Origin of the sequence: Haloarchaeobius amylolyticus, from assembly GCF_026616195.1 — an archaeon.
In the GTDB taxonomy this organism is placed as follows: domain Archaea; phylum Halobacteriota; class Halobacteria; order Halobacteriales; family Natrialbaceae; genus Haloarchaeobius; species Haloarchaeobius amylolyticus.
On sequence record NZ_JANHDH010000002.1, the window covers coordinates 838792 to 856165 of the forward strand.

The window sequence follows — 17374 nt, forward strand, 5'->3', positions numbered from 1 at the left end:
ATGGAGGCGCCTATGACCGGTTTCCGCATCCGTCAGGCGACACCAGCCGACGCGGACGACCTCGCGCGAGTGTACCGGAGTGCGTACCAGGAGAACCGCGAACTCGGGTTCCCGGCGAAGGCAGCGTCGGTCGAGGAGTCCGAGGTCGAGCAGTGGATTCGAGACCACTGGGTCCTCGTCGCGGTCGCCGCCGCCGACGATGCGGTCCTCGGGGGCGTCAGACTCGAACCGACCGGCCCCGACAGGGTGAAGCTCAGCCGGCTGGGCGTCCACGAGGACTGGAAGGGCGAGGGCCTCGGGAGCGACCTGGTCAGCCGGGCGGAGACGGTCGTCCGCGAGGGTGGCTACGAGACCATCTGGCTCACGACGCCGGGAGCGCATCCCTACCTCCCCGGGTTCTATCGTCGCCGTGGCTACGTCGAGACGGGCGAGTACCCGCTCGAGTACCGGGACTACGACGAGATCATCATGGAGAAACAACTCGAGTAACGTCGATTCGCCCCTCGCCGCCACGCCGACTAATCGTCGTGGGTCGACACCCTGTGTCGGTCCGTCGCGCTGGAACCTCGGGTTCCGGTGGGCGTGTACCGTGCCTACTGCCGCAGCGCCGTCGTCAGGATGACCACGGCGAGCAACAGCAACGCCAGCGCGGAGACGGGCTGGCCCTCGGTCGCGACCTGGTACACCGCGTAGGCCACGCCGCCGGTCAGGGTCCCGACCACGGCCGACCCGCCGATGTGTGCCAGTTCTGCCCGCGTCGTCTCGGCCTCGCGGCCGAGTTGCTCGCCGAGGCCGATGGCGTTCTGGCCAACGTCCCAGGCGAGGACGGTCGCGGTCGTGCCGACGAGCATGAGCAGTTCGGCCGAGGGCGCGGTCCCCGTCGCGCCGGCGAAGACCAGCCCGGCGAGCAGGCCGACCGCGCCGAGGTGGACCAGTCGGCGGGAGCCGAGCACCACGCCGGGGGCGAGTGCGAGCATGCCGAGGGCGCCCCCGAGCACGCCGACGGAGGCGGTCAGGATGGCCGCGAGCGCGGCGAAGGCGCCGGCGCCCAGGGCGACCATCGCGGAGAGCCGGGCCGGCCGGTGGTCGATCTCGGCCGTCATCAGGCCCACCTCCGGGAGCCGCGGGCGAGGGCGTTCGCGAGCCCTTCCTCCGGGTCCCAGTCGATGACGCGGATGCCGCCCTGGCGGAGTTCCGTGATGCGGTTACGTCGCTCCACGCGGGCGATGCGTTGCCCGATGGTCTCGCGGTCGGTGGCGTCCGGGCTGACGATGGTCACCTTGTGCCCGTGGGCGTGGAGCAGGCGGGCGGCCTGCACCGCGTCGTCGTCACACAGCGGCGTGAAGAAGACCAGCTGGGCGTCGCCGGGGAGGCGCTTCCGGAGGTTGCGCACCCCGAGCGTCACCGAGAAGTAGCCGGTCGGCTTCTCCGAGGAGAGCGCCGGGTGGTGGGCGAACAGTTCCTCGACCTTCGCGCGGTGCTCGTTACCGAGGCCGGGCCGGAGCCACACCGACTGCGGGGCGAGCGCGGTGATGCCGACCCGGTCACCCGTGTCCAGCAGCGCGGTGAACACCCGTCCGGCGGCGTCGATGCCGAGGTCGGCCGCGTGCAGGCCCTCCTCGTCCCGGCGGACGTAGGCCTCCTTGCGCAGGTCGAGCAGGCACATGACGGTCGCGGCGCGCTCCTCGCGGAACAGCAGGGTCGCGAGGTCACCGGTTCGCGCGTACCGTTTCCAGTCCACCCGCGAGAGGGGGTCGCCCCGGCGGTACTCGCGGGTCGAGTGGAACTCGACGCCGTCGCCGCCGATGTCGGTGTTCACGCGCCCGGCGTACTGCGACGCCTGCTTGCGGAGTGGGACCGGAATCGTCGCCTCGAGCGAGGGCGTACACACCATGTCGCCGCCGGTCCGGAAGCGGGTGTGGGTCTCCTCGGACCCGGACCAGCCGCGGACGATGGCCTCGCAGGTCTTGAACTCGTGGGTGCCGCGCTTGGCGGTCACGGTGTAGGAGAACGAGTCGGTCTCGCCCGGCCGGAGTGCGGTCCCGAGCCGGGCCGAGCCGTCCTTCACCGAGAGTTCCTCGGGCACGCCGTCGACCAGTCGCACGTCCGGGAGCATCTGGCTCCCGTCGTTGGTCACGCGGACAGTCACGGTCACCTCGTCGCCGAGGTCCGGCGCGGGGTCGCTGAGTTCGCGGGTGATGCGGAGGGTCACGGGCGGCGCCTCGGTGATGCGAGCGTAGGCGAGGTAGCCGACGCCGACGACCGCCGAGAGCAGAAGCGCGGGCTGGCGCGTGATGACGCCGACGGCGCCCGCGACGAGCGTCACGGCGGCGACGCCGCGCCAGTGGTTCGTCGCCTCGGTCGTGTCGGTGATGACGCGCTGGGTCTGGACCGCGTCGGTGCCCGGGGCGTCGGCCTCACTGGCGGCTGCTGGCTGGTGGCCGCTGTCGGCACTCCCCTCGTCGCGTCCGGTCGATTCCTCGGCGTCGGTCGTCACTGACTTGCTCATCTGTCGAACTCCTCCGACATGCGTGCGATCTCGGTGGCCGCGTGGACGGCCCACCGGTGGTACTGCGAGCGGGTGCCCCCGAAGAGGTCGACCCGCGAGAGGAACGACCCACCCTCGAGTTCGCCGGTGAAGAAGGCGGCGGCGTAGGGGTCGTCGGTCCACTCGCCGGACTCGACCCGGCGGCGCGCCTCCGAGAGCGAACAGCTCTGGGTCCGGGCGATGGTGGCGATGGCGGCGCGCTCCAGCCGGGTCGCGACCTGCTCGCGGCTGTCCATCCGGCGGCGGTCGCCCCCGGCCTCGCGGAGCAGGTCGTCGAACTCGTCGCCGGGCGTCGGCAGCTCCTGGGACTGCTCCGGGTCCGGCGTCTCCGCCTGCACGTACCGGGTTCGCAGCCGGGAGGCGCCGATGCGGACCCCCTGGACCAGCGCGAGGACGCCGAGCACGACGAGGATGGCCTCGCCCATCGACATCCCCGCGGCGACCTGCGGGAACAGCACCAGCGCGAACGCCACGCCGGCGATGGCGACCCCGAGGACCGAGAGGATGGTGCGGAGTTTCATCGCGTCTCACCCTCCTCGTGGGCCTCGATACGCCTGAGTGCTTCGACGGCCTGTTGCTCGCGCTCGGGCGTCGCCGCCTCGTGACCGTACCGGACCGTCTCGAACAGGTCCGTGAGTTCGCGCACGTCCTCTGGGGCCATCCCGGCCTCGACGGCGGCGCGCTCGAACTCGCGGGGCGTGCTCGTCTCGGGGTGGTCGACGGGCAGGTACCGGGTCATCTCGACCCAGGCGCGGTAGATCTCGTTGTCCACGTCCGCGTCGGACTCGATGCGGTCTGCGGCCTCGCCCGCGGCCGTCGCGATGTCCTGCGTGTCGGCCGGGTCGGGGTCCGCGTCCTCCTCGCCGGGCGGTTCCGCGAACACGTCCTCGTCGTCCTCCTCGTCGTCCCGGCTCACCGACCAGGCGCCCACGAGGACCACCGCGAGGATGCCGACGCCACCCAGGAGCAGGAGCAGCGGCACGTCGAAGGTCTGCTGGGTCCGGTCGTCGGCGCCACTGCCGGTCCCCGAGCCGGAGCCGTCACCCTCGCCGTTCTGGTCGGGGGTCTCGCCGGGTGCGCCCTGTCGCTCGGTCTGCGGGGTGTCCGCGGACGGACAGACGAAGAGGAACGGCGAGAGCGACGCCAGCACGACCGCGACCACGAAGAACGAGGCGATGGCGACCACGCCGTCGTACCGCCGATACATTCCACCGGTGACGGCCGCGGTGACCGCGACCAGCCCGACGCCGACCCACCACGGGAGCTTCGAGGAGGGGCACTCCTGACGGAGCGGCGGCTGTTGCTGTGAGGTCGTCTCGGTCACCGTCTTCCCCGACTGGGTGTTCGTCTCGGTCGTCACCCCGTCGGCGTCCACCGGCGACGCGTCACCCCCGCTCCCCCCGGGCTGGGTCGTCTCGCCGAGGGTCCCCGCCGCGATGGCGATGGCGAGGACACAACAGATGGCGACGACCACGATGCCCACGTTCCTTTGTTTCACGACCACCACTAGCTGGAAACGTCACTTAGGGGTGCCGGATTGTCAAACGGTGGCTTGACTCATCGGTCGGGCCGGCCCGTAGCCGTCCCGGACTCAGTCGTCGCCGGGCGTCGCGCCGTCCTCGCCCGCCGGGGAGCTACCGGAGCCACCCGTCGCGTGGGCCGCCTCGATGGCCCGGAGCGCGTCGATGGCTCGCGTCTCGCGGTCGCTCGTCGGGGCCTCGCCGCCGTAGCGGACCTCCTCGAACAGGGCGGTGAGTTCGTCGACCTGCTCGCGGGTCATGCCCGCCGCGACGGCCGCCTCGGCGAACTCCGCGGGCGTACTCGACTGCGGGTCGGGCACGTCGAGGTGCGTCGTCATCTCGCGCCACGCCCGGTACACCTCGTTGTCGACCGCGGTCGTGTCCTCCAGCCGGTCGGCGGCCCGGCCCGCGGCGGCCCCGACGGCGGCCATCCGCTGGCGCGGGGACTGCGACGCGACCTCGGCCTCGTACAGCTCCTCCTCGTCGGGGTCCTCGTCGTCGCCCCGGAGCGCGACCCAGAGGAAGAGGAGCACGATGGCCACGACGAGCGCGAGGATGAGCAGGGCGACCTCCGGGGTGACGTTCCCTGGGTTCTGGCTCAGCCCGAGCGAGGAGGAGACGCCCTCGGTCGGGTCGGTCACGTCCGAGGGGATGATGGAGAGCTGCTCGGGGTCGTTCTTCGGGTTACAGTTCGTCAGCAGCAACCAGAGGAAGAAGGCGGGGAACCCGAGCGCGCCGACCAGCCCGGTGGCCGCGAACCCGTCCTTCGTGCGCTGGACGTACAGCCAGACCGCGGCCGTGACCACCACGACGAGCGCGAAGAACTCGGCGCTCAACAGGAACGGGACACAGAGGTTGAGCGCGAAGAACAGGTTGCCGGGCTCGGTCAGGGGTCGCTGCGAACTCGACCCGTCCTCGCCGTTCCGGTCGGTCGCGGTGTCGTCGTTCGGGTTGACGACCGATGACCCACCCCCACCGGGTCTGTCGGGTTCGACCAGCGTCGCGGCCGCGAACGCCAGCGCGAACACGCAGACGAGTGCGAGAACGACCGGGACTGCTTTCTCCCGCTGCACGCGAGACGGTAAGCCCGTCACCCACGAGAACGTTTCGCTAGGTACAGTCGACGCTGATGCCTTCGTGGCCCCCTCGGGGGTGGCGTGCCGGGGTTCCGTCGTCCCGGGACTACCGTCGCCCGGAGATGACCTCGACCGCGCCGTGCTGGACGAAGGTCTCGGCCTCGTGGTCGCGCAGGTACGCGCGCAGGGCTGTCTCGAACGCGTCCCTGTCGTCGCCGAAGCGCGCAGGCGAGCAGAAGGAGAGCGAGAAGACGTAGCCGACGACGCTGTCCGGGTCCCACTCGCGCTCGTACGGGAAGGTCACGGTCTCGACGTCGGTGAAGCCGTGGGCCTCGAGGAGTTCGTCCCACGGGTCGTCGTACTCCGCGACCGGGCCGGTCCGTTCCGGGATATCGTCGAGGTACTCGGCCGCGAGGGCGTGGACACCGGCCTGCCAGTGGTCCTCGGTCCCGTGGGTGAGCCACTCGCCGTCGGTCAGCAGGGCGACCCCGCCGCCCGGTTCGAGCAGGTCGCGGAGGTGGTCGAGGGTGCGGGGCTGGTCCATCCAGTGGAACGACCGCCCCATCGTGGTCAGGCGGAGGCTGTCCTGTTCTATATCGCCGGGGAGGTCGCCGTCGGCCCCCTGGACCCACTCGACGTTCGCCTGCCCCGCGGCGTCGGCCTGTGCCCGAGCCTCGCGGAGCATCGCCTCGTTGGGGTCCATCCCGACCACCGTCCCGGCGTGGGCCGCCATCGGGATGGCGATCTGGCCCGCGCCACAGCCGAGGTCGAGGACGCGGCTCGTCCGGTCCACGTCGAACCGGTCCACGAGGTACGTGATGGGGTCGTCGCCGTACCGGGGTCGGTACCGGGCGTAGTACGGTTCCGTGCTGGCGAACCGGTCGGCGCTGCCGGCCGTCCCGGTGGCGGTCGCCGCGTCGTCGCTCTCGGGGGTATCGGGGTCCTCTGTGGGCGGCATGGCGGGAGTACGGTCTATCATACTCGCGACTGATAACGATTCTGGAAAATTCTGGGCTGGCTGTCGCCGGCTGGTGACGGGGCGATCGCTGCTGAGCTAGCCGGCGGCGTGCTGGCCGCGTCAGGTCCAGTCCGGCGACGGCTCGTAGCCGGGCCCGACGCGGAGTTCGAGCGACCGCGGTCGGGCGGACAGCGTCAGTTGCTCGTGCTCGCTGAACTCGCCGTCGCGAGAGAAGGTGATAGGGGCGGTATGGCCGGCGACGGTCACCTCGCTGGCCGAGATGTGGGTCACGCCCGGCGTGTCCTGCCCGAGGAGGCGGTGGCCGATGGCCTCGGCGACCAGCGAGCGCGTCGGCATCTGCTCGACGACGGCCACGTCGAACAGGCCGTCCTCCATGTCGCCCTGGCCGCCCTCGCCGACGAACCGGCGGGCGTTCCCGACCAGCAGGCACGCGGCCTCGCCGTCCCAGCTCTGCTCGCCGTGGTCGGCGGTCGCGTCGACCCGGATGTCGAGGCCGTCGAAGGTCATCGCCTCCTGGACGCCGGTCACGAGGAACGCGAGCGTCCCGAAGCGCTTCTTCAGGTCGCTGGAGGCCGCCACGCTCGCGTCGGCCGGGAGGCCGGCGATACAGGAGACGGCGAAGGGTTCGTCCCCGGCCATCCCGAGGTCGACGGTGCGCTTCTCGCCGGTGTCCGCGACCGCGACGCCCTGCTGGATGGACTCGATGCCGACGTTTCGCGCGAGGATGTTCGCGGTCCCGGCGGGCACGACGCTCAGCGTGACGGACTCGAGGTGGCCGGCGTCGTCGAGGCCGCGGAGTACCTCGTTGACGGTGCCGTCGCCGCCACAGACCGCGAGTTCGGAGACCGCCTCCTCGCCGGCCGCCTCGGCCAGGCGGCGGGCGTCCCCGGCCACCTCGGTCTCGACGACGTCGAAGCCGCGGGCACGGAGGAGCCGGGTCACGTACTGGGCGTGGTCGCCACTCCCACTGACGGGGTTGAGGATACAGCGGCGGGAACCGACCTGCATTGGGCGACAGTACGGGGGGCTGGTTTAGAAGGGCTGTGTTCTGTCGGAAGACCTGTCGACCGGTCAGAACGTCGGGCTCGGCGATGCCTCCGGCCCGGTCTCGAACTCGTCGAGCCAGCCGGTCCCCGGCTTCGAGCCGGTGACGCCCGCGCTCTCTGCGTCGAGGGCCTGGCGGTGGAGCGCCCGGGCGACCGCGCGCGGCGCACACCGGCCACCGACCGGGCCCTGGACGGCCGACCGGAAGACGGGTCCCCGCAGCCGGTAGTTCCCGTCGCGGTTGCGGAACGCGGTCGTGCCGAACAGCCGGGCGGGGTCGCGCGACCGGACCTCGAAGCCGTGGTCGTCGTTCCCCACGGCGCTCACCCGGACCATCGTGAGCCGCCCGTCGTTGTCCACGTCGAGGCCCGACCCGCCGTTGCCGAGGGCGACGCTGCACCGGAGTTCCGTCTCGGTGAAGTCCTCGACGTCGAAGCCGTCGCCCCGGTTGTCTATCGCGCCGGAGCGCCAGACCGACAGCGCGGCCTCGTCGTCGCCGTCGAGGACGAACCCGTGGCGGCCACTGTCACGGGCGAGACACCGGCGGAACTCGAGGTCCTGCTCGGTGTCGGCGACGACGCCCGAGGCGCGACCACGGCGGCCGCAGCCATCGACGGTCGTCGCCGAGACCCGCGCCCGCACGTCCTTCAGGCGGAGTCCGGAGCGCCGGGTCCCGACGACGTGCAGGTTGTGGAGCCGGACCGAGGCGTCCTCGGCGTCGACGCCGACGCCCGACCGGCGTATCCAGACGTCACGGACCCCGAGCCGGCGGGCGTTCTGGGCGCGAACCCCGGCCCGGCCGCCGACGATGCGGAGGTCCTGCAGGAACACCCCGCGGGACCGGCCGACGTCGACGCCGACGCCGTTCCGGCGCGGCGTGATGGTGTAGCCGTTCCCGTCGACCGAGACGCCCGGGGCGGCGATCTCGAGCGGGCCCTCGACGTCGCCGTCGAGGACGTAGAGCTGGCCGGCGCCCGTGAGCCGGATGCGGCCTGCGCCGGCCGGGATGATGGCAGGGGATACCGCAGCAGCAGCGACTGGCCGGGCCAGCGCGCCGAAGCTCACGCCGGCTCCGGCGAGTGCGAGGAGGCGTCGCCGGGTCACGGTTCGCGGGGGGCGGGCGACAGCGTGCTCGGCAGGGGCGGACGTCTGTACCATGCTAGACCCAGTCTCGCAGGAGAGATAGCGTAGCCGGTACCTGTACGGCCGAAATCACTCGAATTCGAGGGGTTCGAGGCTGTTCCGAGGCGGCGTCAGTCTGCGCCGGTCTCCTCGCCGGTCGGACCCGTGTTCCCGAGCCGGGAGGCGGCCCGCTTTCGGCTGCCGGTCGCGGGCCGACGCTCGCCCGCCTCCCTCAGTCCGATGGCCGGCATGTTGTGGTAGACGGACTCGTGTTCGCCCTCGCGCACGCAGTAGGTCTCGTGCCAGATGCCGACCGATCCCGACGCGCCGGCCTGCTGGGTGTAGTCGGCCCAGGCCGGACGGTGTGCCTGTTCGTCGTCCCGGGCGTACTCCTCCAGCGAGTCGAAGGCGTCCCAGTACTGCACCATCGTCACGGACCGCCACGACAGCAGGGTCCGGTAGGCGAGCAGTCCCGACTCCGGGTCGGCCTCGAGTTCGCGGAGCATCCGCGGCATCGCGAGGAAGACCGGGAGCCACTCGTGGACCCGCCAGAGGGCGTTGACGCGCATCCCGATGAGGAAGACCACGAGGTCGCCGTCGTACTCGGCGGTGAGTCGTCGCTCGTCGACGGGCACGGCTCACTCCCGCCCGCGCTTCGGCCCGATGCCGGCGTCGCTGTCGATACCCTGGTCTATCCCGTCTTCGGTGGCCAGCAGGCGTTCCAGCCGGCGCTCGAACGCCGCGTCGGAGAGCTCGCCCGCGGCGTAGCGTTCGCGGAGCCGGTGCAGGGCCCGGTCGGACCCGGTCCCGGACTCGGCGGCCCCGGCCCGGTTGCGACCGTCTGCGTCTTCCCGGCGCTTCGCCAGCCCGACCGCGAGCGGGAGGACGCCCCCGAAGCCGATGGGGAACGCGACCCAGAAGAACGGGACCCCGAGCGCGAGCAGGCCGAAGGCGACGGTCAGGACGCCGACCGTGACCAGCCCGGCGACGACCCCCGGCAGCGATTCCACATCCTGGTACCGCGAGTGTGACGTGTGCATCTCGTGTGGACCGTGGGGCCGCAGGGAGATAAAACTACTGAGTGAACACTCACTAAGTACGCTCGGCTTCCACCGAGTATTTACTCACTCCCTCGCAATCGGGTGACATGCCCACGGGCGAGGCCGGCAGTGACGAGGAGACGGACCTGAGCGAGACGCAGGTCGACATCATGGAGGCGGTCCTGCGGGCGCTGGCGAAGCACGGCTACGCGGGCCTGACGACCAAGAAGGTCGCCGCGGAGGCGTCGGTCTCCGAGGCCGGCCTCTACTACCACTACGACTCGAAGGACGACCTCGTGGTCGCCTTCCTCGAGTGGAGCGTCGAACGCGACTCGAAGCGCCTCTCGGCGGCGGCCGACGCCGACCCTGTCACCCGGCTGTTCGCCCTGTGCGACGCGCTGCTCGGCGACCCCGAGGACGAGGTGGACCGCGGTATCAACGTCGCCATCATGGAGTTGCTGGCACACGCGCCCTTCAACGACCGGTTCCACGACCTGCTGCGCTCGTACGAGGAGCGCGTCCACGAGACGCTCGCCTCGGTCATCCGCGAGGGGGTCGAGGCCGGTGTGTTCCGCGAGGACCTCGACCCCGAGGCGACCGCGGCGTACCTGCTCGTGACCACGGACGGCAGCGCCGGCGCGGTCATGGCGCTCGGGATGGGCGACCTCGGCGAGCAGGTGCGCGAGCGCCTGTTCGCGTACCTGCGCGAGAACGTGCTCGCCGAGGGGGTCGACGCGCCGGCGTCCTATCAGCCCGCCTGACCGTCGGGACTCCCCAGCCGGGTGGGGCGTCGGGGCGAGGTCGCCGCCGGATGCGTCAAATGGCGCTTTCATACTTGACAACCCAGTTATCTGTTCGTGCCCTCTGTACAGATGCGATGAACCACCGATTCAGATTCGTATCGTTCCTCACGGTCGCCCTGGTCTGTGCACTCGCGCTGAGTGCCAGCCCGGTTGCGGCCGACGGGGACCAGACAGTCGGCATCTGCGTCGTCGGCGTGGACAGCCCCTGTAACGGGGACCACGACGAGAACGCGACCGACGGTGAGAAAGACGGCGGCGAGGCCGAGCCGGTGAACCCGGACGCCTTCCCGACCGACCCGGACGGGACCGACCCGGTCCGACCGACCGACCCCGAACCCGACTGGCGTGAGGGTCCCGTCGAGGAGTCCATCAACGAGTTCGTCGACGACGTGCCCCTGATGCAACAGTCCGGCGTCCGTGGCGGCGACGAACCCATCCCGACCGAACCGGACATCGTCTGCATCCGCGCCCCGTGTGAACTGCCCACCGCGGAACCGCTGCCCGAGAAGCTCCCGCCCGCGATGGACGGTGACGTCGGCATCGAGATCCTCGTGCCCGCCGACGACCACGCGACGGCCGCCGTCTCCGGCGCGGGTGCACCCGAGCACGCCGCCTGGTACGACTTCGACGTCGCGCCGAGCCGGTTCGACCTCAACCCGTTCCACCTGTTCGCACGCCTCTTCGGGTTCTTCTTCTAGGACCTGGGGCGTGACCAGTCCCCTGCAACCCGATTCCACCCAGACAGTCTGCCAATCCACCCCGAGTCATCTGCCGAGTCAACCCAACCTGAACCGTCTGCCGAGTCGACCCGAACCAGTCACCAGCCCCATCCACCCGACACCTCCCCGTTCAGTGCGCGTTTGATGCAACGAAATCCGAATACCCCTCCACGACGTATCTTCCAGCCAATGGGTCGCATCTTCCCGATAAAGCGTCCGGTCGTCCACGAGCCGGACCAGTCCAAGCTCGTCGGGCTGACGGACGAGACAGCCGACGAGGTGTTCGCCACGCTCTCCAGTGCCACCGCCCGGTCCATCCTCGAAGCACTCTACGAGGAACCCCACACACCTGCCGACCTCCGCGAGGTCACCGGAACCACGCTCCAGAACGTCCACTACCACCTGACGAACATGGAGAACGCCGGCCTCATCGAGGTCGTCGACACCTGGTACTCCGAGAAGGGCTCCGCGATGAACGTCTACGCGCCCTGCGCCCGCGCCGTGCTCGTCATGGCCAGCTCGCCCTCGGACCGCTCCATCTTCCGCGACCTGCTGGCCCGCGTCCTGGCGGTCGCACTCGTCCTCGGTGGTGCGACCCTCGTGCTGGCGCGGCTACTCGACGACCTCGCCCGGTCCGAGCCGGTCACGGAGGTGGCCGGCATCGCCGCGACCGACGCGAGCCAGCCCGCGGGGTCGGCGGCCAGCCAGCCGCTCCTCGCCCCCGAGCTCGCGTTCCTCGCCGGTGGTCTCCTCGCGCTGACCCTGCTCACCGTGCTGGTCGTCCTCTACGTTAGGCCGTTCTCCCGACCGAGATAGCTGCGAAACCCGTCAGAACCCCAATCCCTTTTTCTCTCTAATTACATCTCATTACATACGATGCGACGAGCCGACGTCGTCCTCACGACCATCCCGACCCTGGTCCTCTCGGGACTCCTGCTGGAGCGTGGACTCCGAGCCATCACCCTGCCGGCGGCGGCCGCGCCCGTCGAATGGGTCCAGTTCACCGTCCTCGGACTCTGTCTGGCGTTCTGTCTCATCGTCTACGAGGTCGTCGCGGCCCCGGCGCTCGAGTGAGCCCGGTGCGAACTCAACAGGTTTATTTGCACGCTGGCGGTACGAACGGGTATCATGGCCAAGAAGAAAGGAAAGACGGGGAGCGCCGGCCGATTCGGCGCTCGCTACGGGCGTGTCTCCCGACGCCGCGTCGCGGAGATCGAAGACGAGATGCGCAACTCCAAGGTCGACGGCGACAACGTCAAGCGCCTCGGCACGGGTATCTGGGTGAACGAGGAGACCGGTGAGAAGTTCACCGGCGGTACCTACCGCCCCGAGACGCCCGCAGGCCGTACCGTCCGCCGGTCGATCCGCGCCGCGCTCTCCGAAGAAGACGAATGAGCTACAAGTGCTCGCGGTGCAAGCGTGACGTGACGCTCGACTCCTACGGCGGCGTCCGCTGTCCGTACTGCGGACACCGCGTGCTGCTGAAAGAGCGCAGTACCGACATCAAGACCGTCGACGTCGAGTAACGTCGACGACGATGCCCTCGTTCTCGCACGAGACCACCCTCGAATTCACCTACGACAGCGACGCCGTCGCGCGCATCGTCGAGCGCAGCGTCGCCCAGGAGGTCGGCGAGATAGAGGGCGACCGGTCGACGACGACGCTCTCCCGGACCGGCGACACCGTCACCGTCGTCGTCGAGGCCGCCGACCTCGTCGCACTGCGGGCCGGCGTGAACACCTGGATCCGCCTCGTCGAAGTCGCGGAGACGGTACACGACTGCGGCGTCGCCGCCTCGTCCTGAGTCTATTCTGTTCCGACCCCTACTCCGTGAGCGTCGGGTCCGGGTCGTGGCTCTCGACCGCCCGGGCCAGTTGCGAGGACCGCGTATCCGACAGGGGCCCGTCCGCGTCGACGTGCAGGTTCCTCGCCCTGACGATGTCGTGGTCGCCCCGCAGCCGGAACACCGGCCGGTTGTTTCGCTGGGTGACGTGGACGTCCTCGACGACGAGCTCGACCGGGCGGCGGTCGTGTGGGTCCAGCTCGAACGTGGGCCACGACGGGTGCTGGTTGTTGATTCGCAGGCCGCTGAGTTCGATGCGTCTCGGTGGCGGGTAGCAGACGAGGGGCTGGCCGGACTGGTCGGCGGCGGTCGACTCCCAGAGGAACTCGCAGTTCCGGATGGTCGTCGTCCCGTCGGGGTGGGCGGACTTGCCGCCCTCGATCCAGATGCCGCGCTGGCGGCGGGCGCCGCTCCAGCCCTGGGCCGGGACCGACCCGTCCCGGACGAACACGGAGTCCTCGACGAGCGTGTCGCCGGAGGTCCGGATGCCGATGTTCGTGTTCTGGCAGGTCACGTTCCGGTAGATAGAGCGGGCGTTCGCGTCCTGGCCGTTGGCGTACGTCCCGTAGACCGTGTTCTCGGCCCAGCCGGCGAGGGTCACGTCGCGCAACTCGACGGTACCGTCGTTGCCCGAGAGGTACCAGCCGCGGCGGGCGTCCCGTTTCCGCCCGACCCCATCACCCATGTAGATGGACTCGGCGAGGAACGTCGAACCGGCGGGGACGTCCTTGACGTTGAACATCGAGACGGCGTCACGGCCCTGGTCCGACGGCTCGTAGTGCGGGCTGACGCCTGCGGGCCCACGCACCGCGAAGTTCCGGATGGTCGCGTCGCTCCGGACGTGGACCGCCGGGGCCACCCGGCAGTCCTCGACCTCGTAGTCGAACCCCTCGAGGCGCTGTTCGCGCCCGGCGAGGGTGACGAGCCGCTCCGGGGCGGTCCGGTCCCGGGGCACGAGCGTCGCCCCCTCGGGCGCGACGAGTTCGAGGCGGTCTGCGGTCAGTTCGCCGAGCGAGCCGACGAGGTATCGCCCGGGCGGGAAGACGAGTCGCGTGTTCGGGGCGGCGCGGTTCCGGACGACGGGGTCGATCTCCGTCTCGCCGTCCGGGTCCGCACCGGCGTCGGTGATGTCGATAGTTCGCATTGGCGTAGGACCTCGAGTCAGGGCCAGCGGGGGCGGCCAGCGACGTGACGGCTGTGACTGCGCGAGCGGGAGCGACCGAAGCGTCGGCCGGGTACTCGTGTTAGATGTCCGACGCCAGCCGCAAGAGGGCACGGCCTATTCGGCAAGGCTCTGGCGCCGGCCGGCGGAGGGCGCGAGGGGTCGCGAACCGGGAGCGAACCGCGGTGCCGACCGGTGCAGCGCGGTCCCGCATCCGGTGTGACAGGCGTTCTCACGGCGATTGTGTGGGGTGGCGGGGGGCGAGTTCGAAAGCGGGGGTTTTTCAGGCCGGAAACCGTCGGTCGGTGTATGCAAGGAAATCTGCCGCCGGAGGCACAGGAGAAGATCGAGGAACTCCAGGACCTGCAGGAGACCGCACAGCAGGTCGCCCAGCAGAAGCAGTCCGCGGACTCGCAGCTGACAGAGGCCCAGACCGCGCTCGACGAGCTCGAGAACATCGACGAGGACACGCAGATGTTCCGCGAGGTCGGTGAGCTCTTCGTCGCCACCGACTACGAGGAGGCCAAGGAGGCCCTCGACGAGAAGGTCTCCAGCCTCGAGATCCGCGTCGAGACCCTCGAGAAGCAGGAAGAGCGCGTCCAGCAGCAGTTCGAGTCGCTCCAGCAGGAACTGCAGGAGATGCTCGGCGGCATGGGCGGCGGTATGGGCGGCGCAGGCGGCGCGTAAGCGCATGCCCACCGACGAAGAGGTCGTGCGTACGGCCGCGGAAGCGGCCGAGGGACTCATCCTCTCGCGATTCAAGCAGTCGGACGTCGAAGACATGGACGTGACCGTCACGTTCGAGGAGGGCGTCCTTGACGTGGACGTCTACCTGAACGTGCCGGGCGAGGAGGCGAAGTCGGAGCAGGTCGCCGAGGACGCCGCACTCGCGGCACGCAGTGCGGTCGACGAGCTGTTCGCCGAGGACGAGGCCTAGGAGAGCAGGAAGACGATCATACTCAGGCCCATCGCGGCCATCGCCATCAACACCGCGAGCGCCCCGCCCATCGACACCATCGCGTTGGCGTGACTCGCCAGCGTCTCCGTTCTATCGTTGCCGAACACGGTGACGCGGGCGCGCTCCGATTCCATCCCGACGGAGACCAGTTCACGGTCGGCGAGCGCCTGTCCAGTCAGGTCGGTGACGAGGTCGACCAGGTCGTCCTGGTCGAGCGCCTCGCCGACCTGGTTCGAGGACTCCACCTTGTTCACGATGTGGGTGTCGGTCGTCATCACCTCGGCCGCGTCCACCTCGTCGGGGAGCGCCTCGATGAGTCGCTCGCGCAGCCCCGGTTCCATGTTGTTCCCGTCGACCAGCACGTAGGCAGTGGTCTGGTCGGCGACCGTGACACAGGCGATTCTGACGCCGAGGGGGCCGATGCCGTCCGTGGGTTCCCAGTCGGTCTCCGTCCAGGCCGTCCCGACCTCGACGGGGTGCTGTGGCGCGTCGCGGAGCTGCTCGGCCGCCCGCGCGGCGGCCTGCATCATGTCGAACGAGCGCTCGCTACCGGGCGTGACGTGCCCGAGGTCGTCGCCCTTCAGCCCGTTGTTGCAGTTGTGGGCGTCCACGAGGAGCACCTCGTCGAACCCGCCCGACCGGGCCTCGGCGGCGGCCGAGAGGCCGACCGCGTAGTCCACGTCGTCGGCGAACCGGGGCGAGTGCGTGCTCACGAGCAGGATGTCGTCGTCGAACGCCTGCGCCAGCATCTTCGCGTCGCCGACCTGGGTGCGGACGCTCTCGCTGGCGGTGGTCCCGAACTCGAGACGGTCGTGGGCGTCGGCAGCGGCGTCGAGGATGGTGTCGACCTCGCGCTCGGTGACGAGGTTGAAGTCGTGACCCGCGGTCGCGTGCGGGGGGAACGCGAGGCCGTCTGCGGACTGGGCGACGCGCTGTGGCAGGTTCCCGCCGCCGATCTCGCCCATCGGCCCGGGGTGGATCATCGGCAGGACGAACCGGGCCTTCTCGGTGCCGTCCTCGCGCTCGAAGGCGAGGACGGTGACAGGCACCAGGGCCTCCTCGCCCAGCTCCTCGAAGAAGTCCTCCAGTTCGCGGGTCCCGTCGGCGATGTGGCCGATGAACCCGCCGAGGAAGTCCAGCACGGAGACGCCGAGGCTGCGCTTCCACGGGCGGTCGATGATGACGAGGAAGAGCCAGACCGCGGCGCCGTAGAGGAGACAGAGCAGCGCGAGGATGACGAAGTCGCCGGGGAGGATGGCCCCGAGCGTCGTCGGGCCCTGCTCGGGCCGGGAGAGGTAGGCGTCGAGGATGGGCCCGCCGGCGTCCATGTACCGGAGCGTCCCGCTGTAGACGAACAGGAGGACCGCGGCCGCGGCGGTCTGGATGCTCGCCGGGATGGCCGCCTTCGGGATGGAGTGCTGGGAGATGGCCGCGACGATGAGCAGCCGGAACGCGAAGATGGACGCGAGACCGACGTAGAGCACGTCGAAGACGAAGTTCTGGCCGAGGTCGGTCGCCAGCGCGACCGCGCCCCCGACCGCGAGTATCGCGACGACCATGATCTCACAGAGCAGGGCGAGCAGGGACGCCCGGTTGGCGGTGAGTTGCCCGCCCAGGCGCTGGTCGACGACGCTCGTCAGCACCGACGCCGCGAACGTGGGGATACCGATGAAGAAGACGCCCTGCCAGAGGTCCTCCAGCCAGAAGGTGTTCTCGAACACGCCGATGCCCGTCACGGCTGCCACCACCATCGCGAAGGCCAGACTCTTGTACCAGCGGGGTGCCCGGAAGATGTACCGCGACATGCTGGCCAGGTCGCCCTGGGTCGCCGTCATTATGGATTACAGGTTCACGTGGTGTATTAAAAGGACTCCGACTACGTTCGACAGGGGAGCGCTACTGTTCGCCGGCGAGACCGCGCCACGCTCGGGCTCGCGGCCGCCTCGGCGCTCGCACGATGTGCCCTCTAGCGCTCGTACCTGCGTCCCCTCAGCGCTCGCACAACGCCACGAAGTTCTCGAAGACCTCCTCACCCTCGGCGGTGTGGGAGACCTCCGGGTGCCACTGGACGCCGTAGAGGTCGCGCTCGGGGTCGGACATGGCCTCGACGCCGCAGACGTCGCTCTTCGCCGTGATGGAGAAGCCCTCGGGGACCTCCTTCACCTCGTCGGCGTGGCTCGCCCAGACGCGGGTCTCGGGGTAGAGCGACCCGATGAGGGGGTCGTCTTCGTCGAGCACGTCCACGGTCACGTCGGCGTAGCCGCCGTAGTCGCCGGAGCCGACCTCGCCGTCGAGCTCGTGCGCGATTATCTGCATGCCCAGACAGATGCCGAGCACCGGAACGTCTGCCTCGAGGTACTCGCCGGACTTCCCGCGGCGGTCCATCTCCGGCCCCCCGGAGAGGACGATACCGTCCGCCTCGACCTCGCTCGGCGGCGTCTCGTTGTCTACGACCTCGCTGTCGACACCCATGTCGCGGAGCGCGCGGTGCTCCAGGTGGGTGAACTGCCCGTGGTTGTCCACGACGACGATTCGCGTCATTAGCGCCGGGTTACGTGCC

Annotated in this window: 23 protein-coding genes; 10 read left to right on the plus strand and 13 right to left on the minus strand. The window is 70.1% G+C overall.

Annotated elements, in window-relative coordinates:
- Positions 1-12 precede the first annotated feature (12 nt).
- Positions 13-489 carry a GNAT family N-acetyltransferase gene (locus NOV86_RS16645; RefSeq protein ID WP_267642762.1) on the plus strand — a complete coding sequence of 159 codons (477 nt, stop codon included), beginning with the start codon at positions 13-15 and terminating at the stop codon, positions 487-489.
- Positions 490-593: 104 nt separating this feature from the next.
- On the opposite strand, the gene NOV86_RS16650 is transcribed toward NOV86_RS16645, so the two are convergent.
- From NOV86_RS16650 to NOV86_RS16695, 10 genes are all read right to left on the minus strand, one after another.
- On the minus strand, positions 594-1103 hold the full coding sequence (locus NOV86_RS16650) for a DUF7519 family protein (protein WP_267642764.1): 510 nt from the start codon (positions 1101-1103) through the stop codon (positions 594-596).
- On the minus strand, positions 1103-2509 hold the full coding sequence (locus NOV86_RS16655) for a DUF58 domain-containing protein (protein WP_267642765.1): 1407 nt from the start codon (positions 2507-2509) through the stop codon (positions 1103-1105). Before NOV86_RS16655 ends, NOV86_RS16650 begins: the two co-directional genes overlap by 1 nt.
- Complete coding sequence (locus NOV86_RS16660) at positions 2506-3069, minus strand: DUF7269 family protein (RefSeq protein ID WP_267642766.1); 564 nt, start codon at positions 3067-3069, stop codon at positions 2506-2508. The genes NOV86_RS16655 and NOV86_RS16660 overlap by 4 nt, the downstream gene beginning before the upstream one ends.
- Positions 3066-4046 carry a DUF4129 domain-containing protein gene (locus tag NOV86_RS16665; RefSeq protein ID WP_267642767.1) on the minus strand — a complete coding sequence of 327 codons (981 nt, stop codon included), beginning with the start codon at positions 4044-4046 and terminating at the stop codon, positions 3066-3068. The genes NOV86_RS16660 and NOV86_RS16665 overlap by 4 nt, the downstream gene beginning before the upstream one ends.
- A gap of 93 nt (positions 4047-4139) precedes the next feature.
- Complete coding sequence (locus NOV86_RS23235) at positions 4140-5141, minus strand: DUF4129 domain-containing protein (RefSeq protein WP_267642768.1); 1002 nt, start codon at positions 5139-5141, stop codon at positions 4140-4142.
- Positions 5142-5250: 109 nt separating this feature from the next.
- Positions 5251-6123, minus strand: a complete 873-nt coding sequence (locus tag NOV86_RS16675) for a class I SAM-dependent methyltransferase (protein WP_267642770.1) — start codon at positions 6121-6123, stop codon at positions 5251-5253.
- A gap of 99 nt (positions 6124-6222) precedes the next feature.
- The gene (locus NOV86_RS16680) at positions 6223-7131 is read right to left on the minus strand and encodes a diacylglycerol/lipid kinase family protein (protein WP_267642771.1); all 909 of its coding nucleotides are present in this window, start codon (positions 7129-7131) and stop codon (positions 6223-6225) included.
- A gap of 63 nt (positions 7132-7194) precedes the next feature.
- A complete protein-coding gene (locus NOV86_RS16685) occupies positions 7195-8325 on the minus strand; it encodes a right-handed parallel beta-helix repeat-containing protein (RefSeq protein WP_267642773.1) in 1131 nt (376 codons plus the stop codon).
- Positions 8326-8420: 95 nt separating this feature from the next.
- Complete coding sequence (locus NOV86_RS16690) at positions 8421-8924, minus strand: DUF4188 domain-containing protein (protein ID WP_267642775.1); 504 nt, start codon at positions 8922-8924, stop codon at positions 8421-8423.
- 3 nt (positions 8925-8927) lie between these two features.
- A complete protein-coding gene (locus NOV86_RS16695; RefSeq protein WP_267642776.1) occupies positions 8928-9329 on the minus strand; it encodes an SHOCT domain-containing protein in 402 nt (133 codons plus the stop codon).
- A gap of 107 nt (positions 9330-9436) precedes the next feature.
- On the opposite strand from NOV86_RS16695, the gene NOV86_RS16700 reads away from it, so the two are divergent.
- The 7 genes from NOV86_RS16700 to NOV86_RS16730 all read left to right on the plus strand — a co-directional run bounded on the left by NOV86_RS16700 (position 9437) and on the right by NOV86_RS16730 (position 12655).
- Entirely contained in the window at positions 9437-10090 is a 654-nt protein-coding gene (locus tag NOV86_RS16700) for a TetR/AcrR family transcriptional regulator (RefSeq protein ID WP_267642777.1), read from the plus strand.
- 116 nt (positions 10091-10206) lie between these two features.
- Positions 10207-10830 (plus strand): hypothetical protein, encoded by a 624-nt coding sequence (locus NOV86_RS16705; protein ID WP_267642779.1) that lies wholly within the window; start codon positions 10207-10209, stop codon positions 10828-10830.
- A 210-nt stretch (positions 10831-11040) separates the two neighbouring features.
- On the plus strand, positions 11041-11667 hold the full coding sequence (locus NOV86_RS16710; protein ID WP_267642780.1) for an ArsR/SmtB family transcription factor: 627 nt from the start codon (positions 11041-11043) through the stop codon (positions 11665-11667).
- A gap of 60 nt (positions 11668-11727) precedes the next feature.
- Positions 11728-11925 (plus strand): hypothetical protein, encoded by a 198-nt coding sequence (locus tag NOV86_RS16715; RefSeq protein ID WP_267642782.1) that lies wholly within the window; start codon positions 11728-11730, stop codon positions 11923-11925.
- 54 nt (positions 11926-11979) lie between these two features.
- The gene (locus tag NOV86_RS16720) at positions 11980-12246 is read left to right on the plus strand and encodes a 50S ribosomal protein L37ae (RefSeq protein WP_261650678.1); all 267 of its coding nucleotides are present in this window, start codon (positions 11980-11982) and stop codon (positions 12244-12246) included.
- Positions 12243-12377, plus strand: a complete 135-nt coding sequence (locus NOV86_RS16725; RefSeq protein ID WP_261650679.1) for a DNA-directed RNA polymerase subunit P — start codon at positions 12243-12245, stop codon at positions 12375-12377. Before NOV86_RS16720 ends, NOV86_RS16725 begins: the two co-directional genes overlap by 4 nt.
- An 11-nt stretch (positions 12378-12388) precedes the next feature.
- On the plus strand, positions 12389-12655 hold the full coding sequence (locus tag NOV86_RS16730) for a KEOPS complex subunit Pcc1 (protein ID WP_267642784.1): 267 nt from the start codon (positions 12389-12391) through the stop codon (positions 12653-12655).
- 19 nt (positions 12656-12674) lie between these two features.
- Here NOV86_RS16730 and NOV86_RS16735 read toward each other — a convergent pair whose 3' ends face one another.
- The gene (locus NOV86_RS16735) at positions 12675-13838 is read right to left on the minus strand and encodes a hypothetical protein (RefSeq protein WP_267642786.1); all 1164 of its coding nucleotides are present in this window, start codon (positions 13836-13838) and stop codon (positions 12675-12677) included.
- Between the two features lie 327 nt (positions 13839-14165).
- On the opposite strand from NOV86_RS16735, the gene NOV86_RS16740 reads away from it, so the two are divergent.
- Complete coding sequence (locus tag NOV86_RS16740; RefSeq protein ID WP_267642788.1) at positions 14166-14543, plus strand: prefoldin subunit beta; 378 nt, start codon at positions 14166-14168, stop codon at positions 14541-14543.
- 4 nt (positions 14544-14547) lie between these two features.
- Complete coding sequence (locus NOV86_RS16745) at positions 14548-14793, plus strand: DUF3194 domain-containing protein (protein ID WP_267642790.1); 246 nt, start codon at positions 14548-14550, stop codon at positions 14791-14793.
- Here the strand turns inward: NOV86_RS16745 and NOV86_RS16750 are convergent.
- Entirely contained in the window at positions 14790-16649 is a 1860-nt protein-coding gene (locus NOV86_RS16750) for a DUF2070 family protein (protein ID WP_267642792.1), read from the minus strand. The genes NOV86_RS16745 and NOV86_RS16750 overlap by 4 nt on opposite strands.
- Positions 16650-16803: 154 nt before the next feature.
- Entirely contained in the window at positions 16804-17355 is a 552-nt protein-coding gene (locus NOV86_RS16755) for a GMP synthase subunit A (RefSeq protein ID WP_267642793.1), read from the minus strand.
- Between the last annotated feature and the right edge of the window lie 19 nt (positions 17356-17374).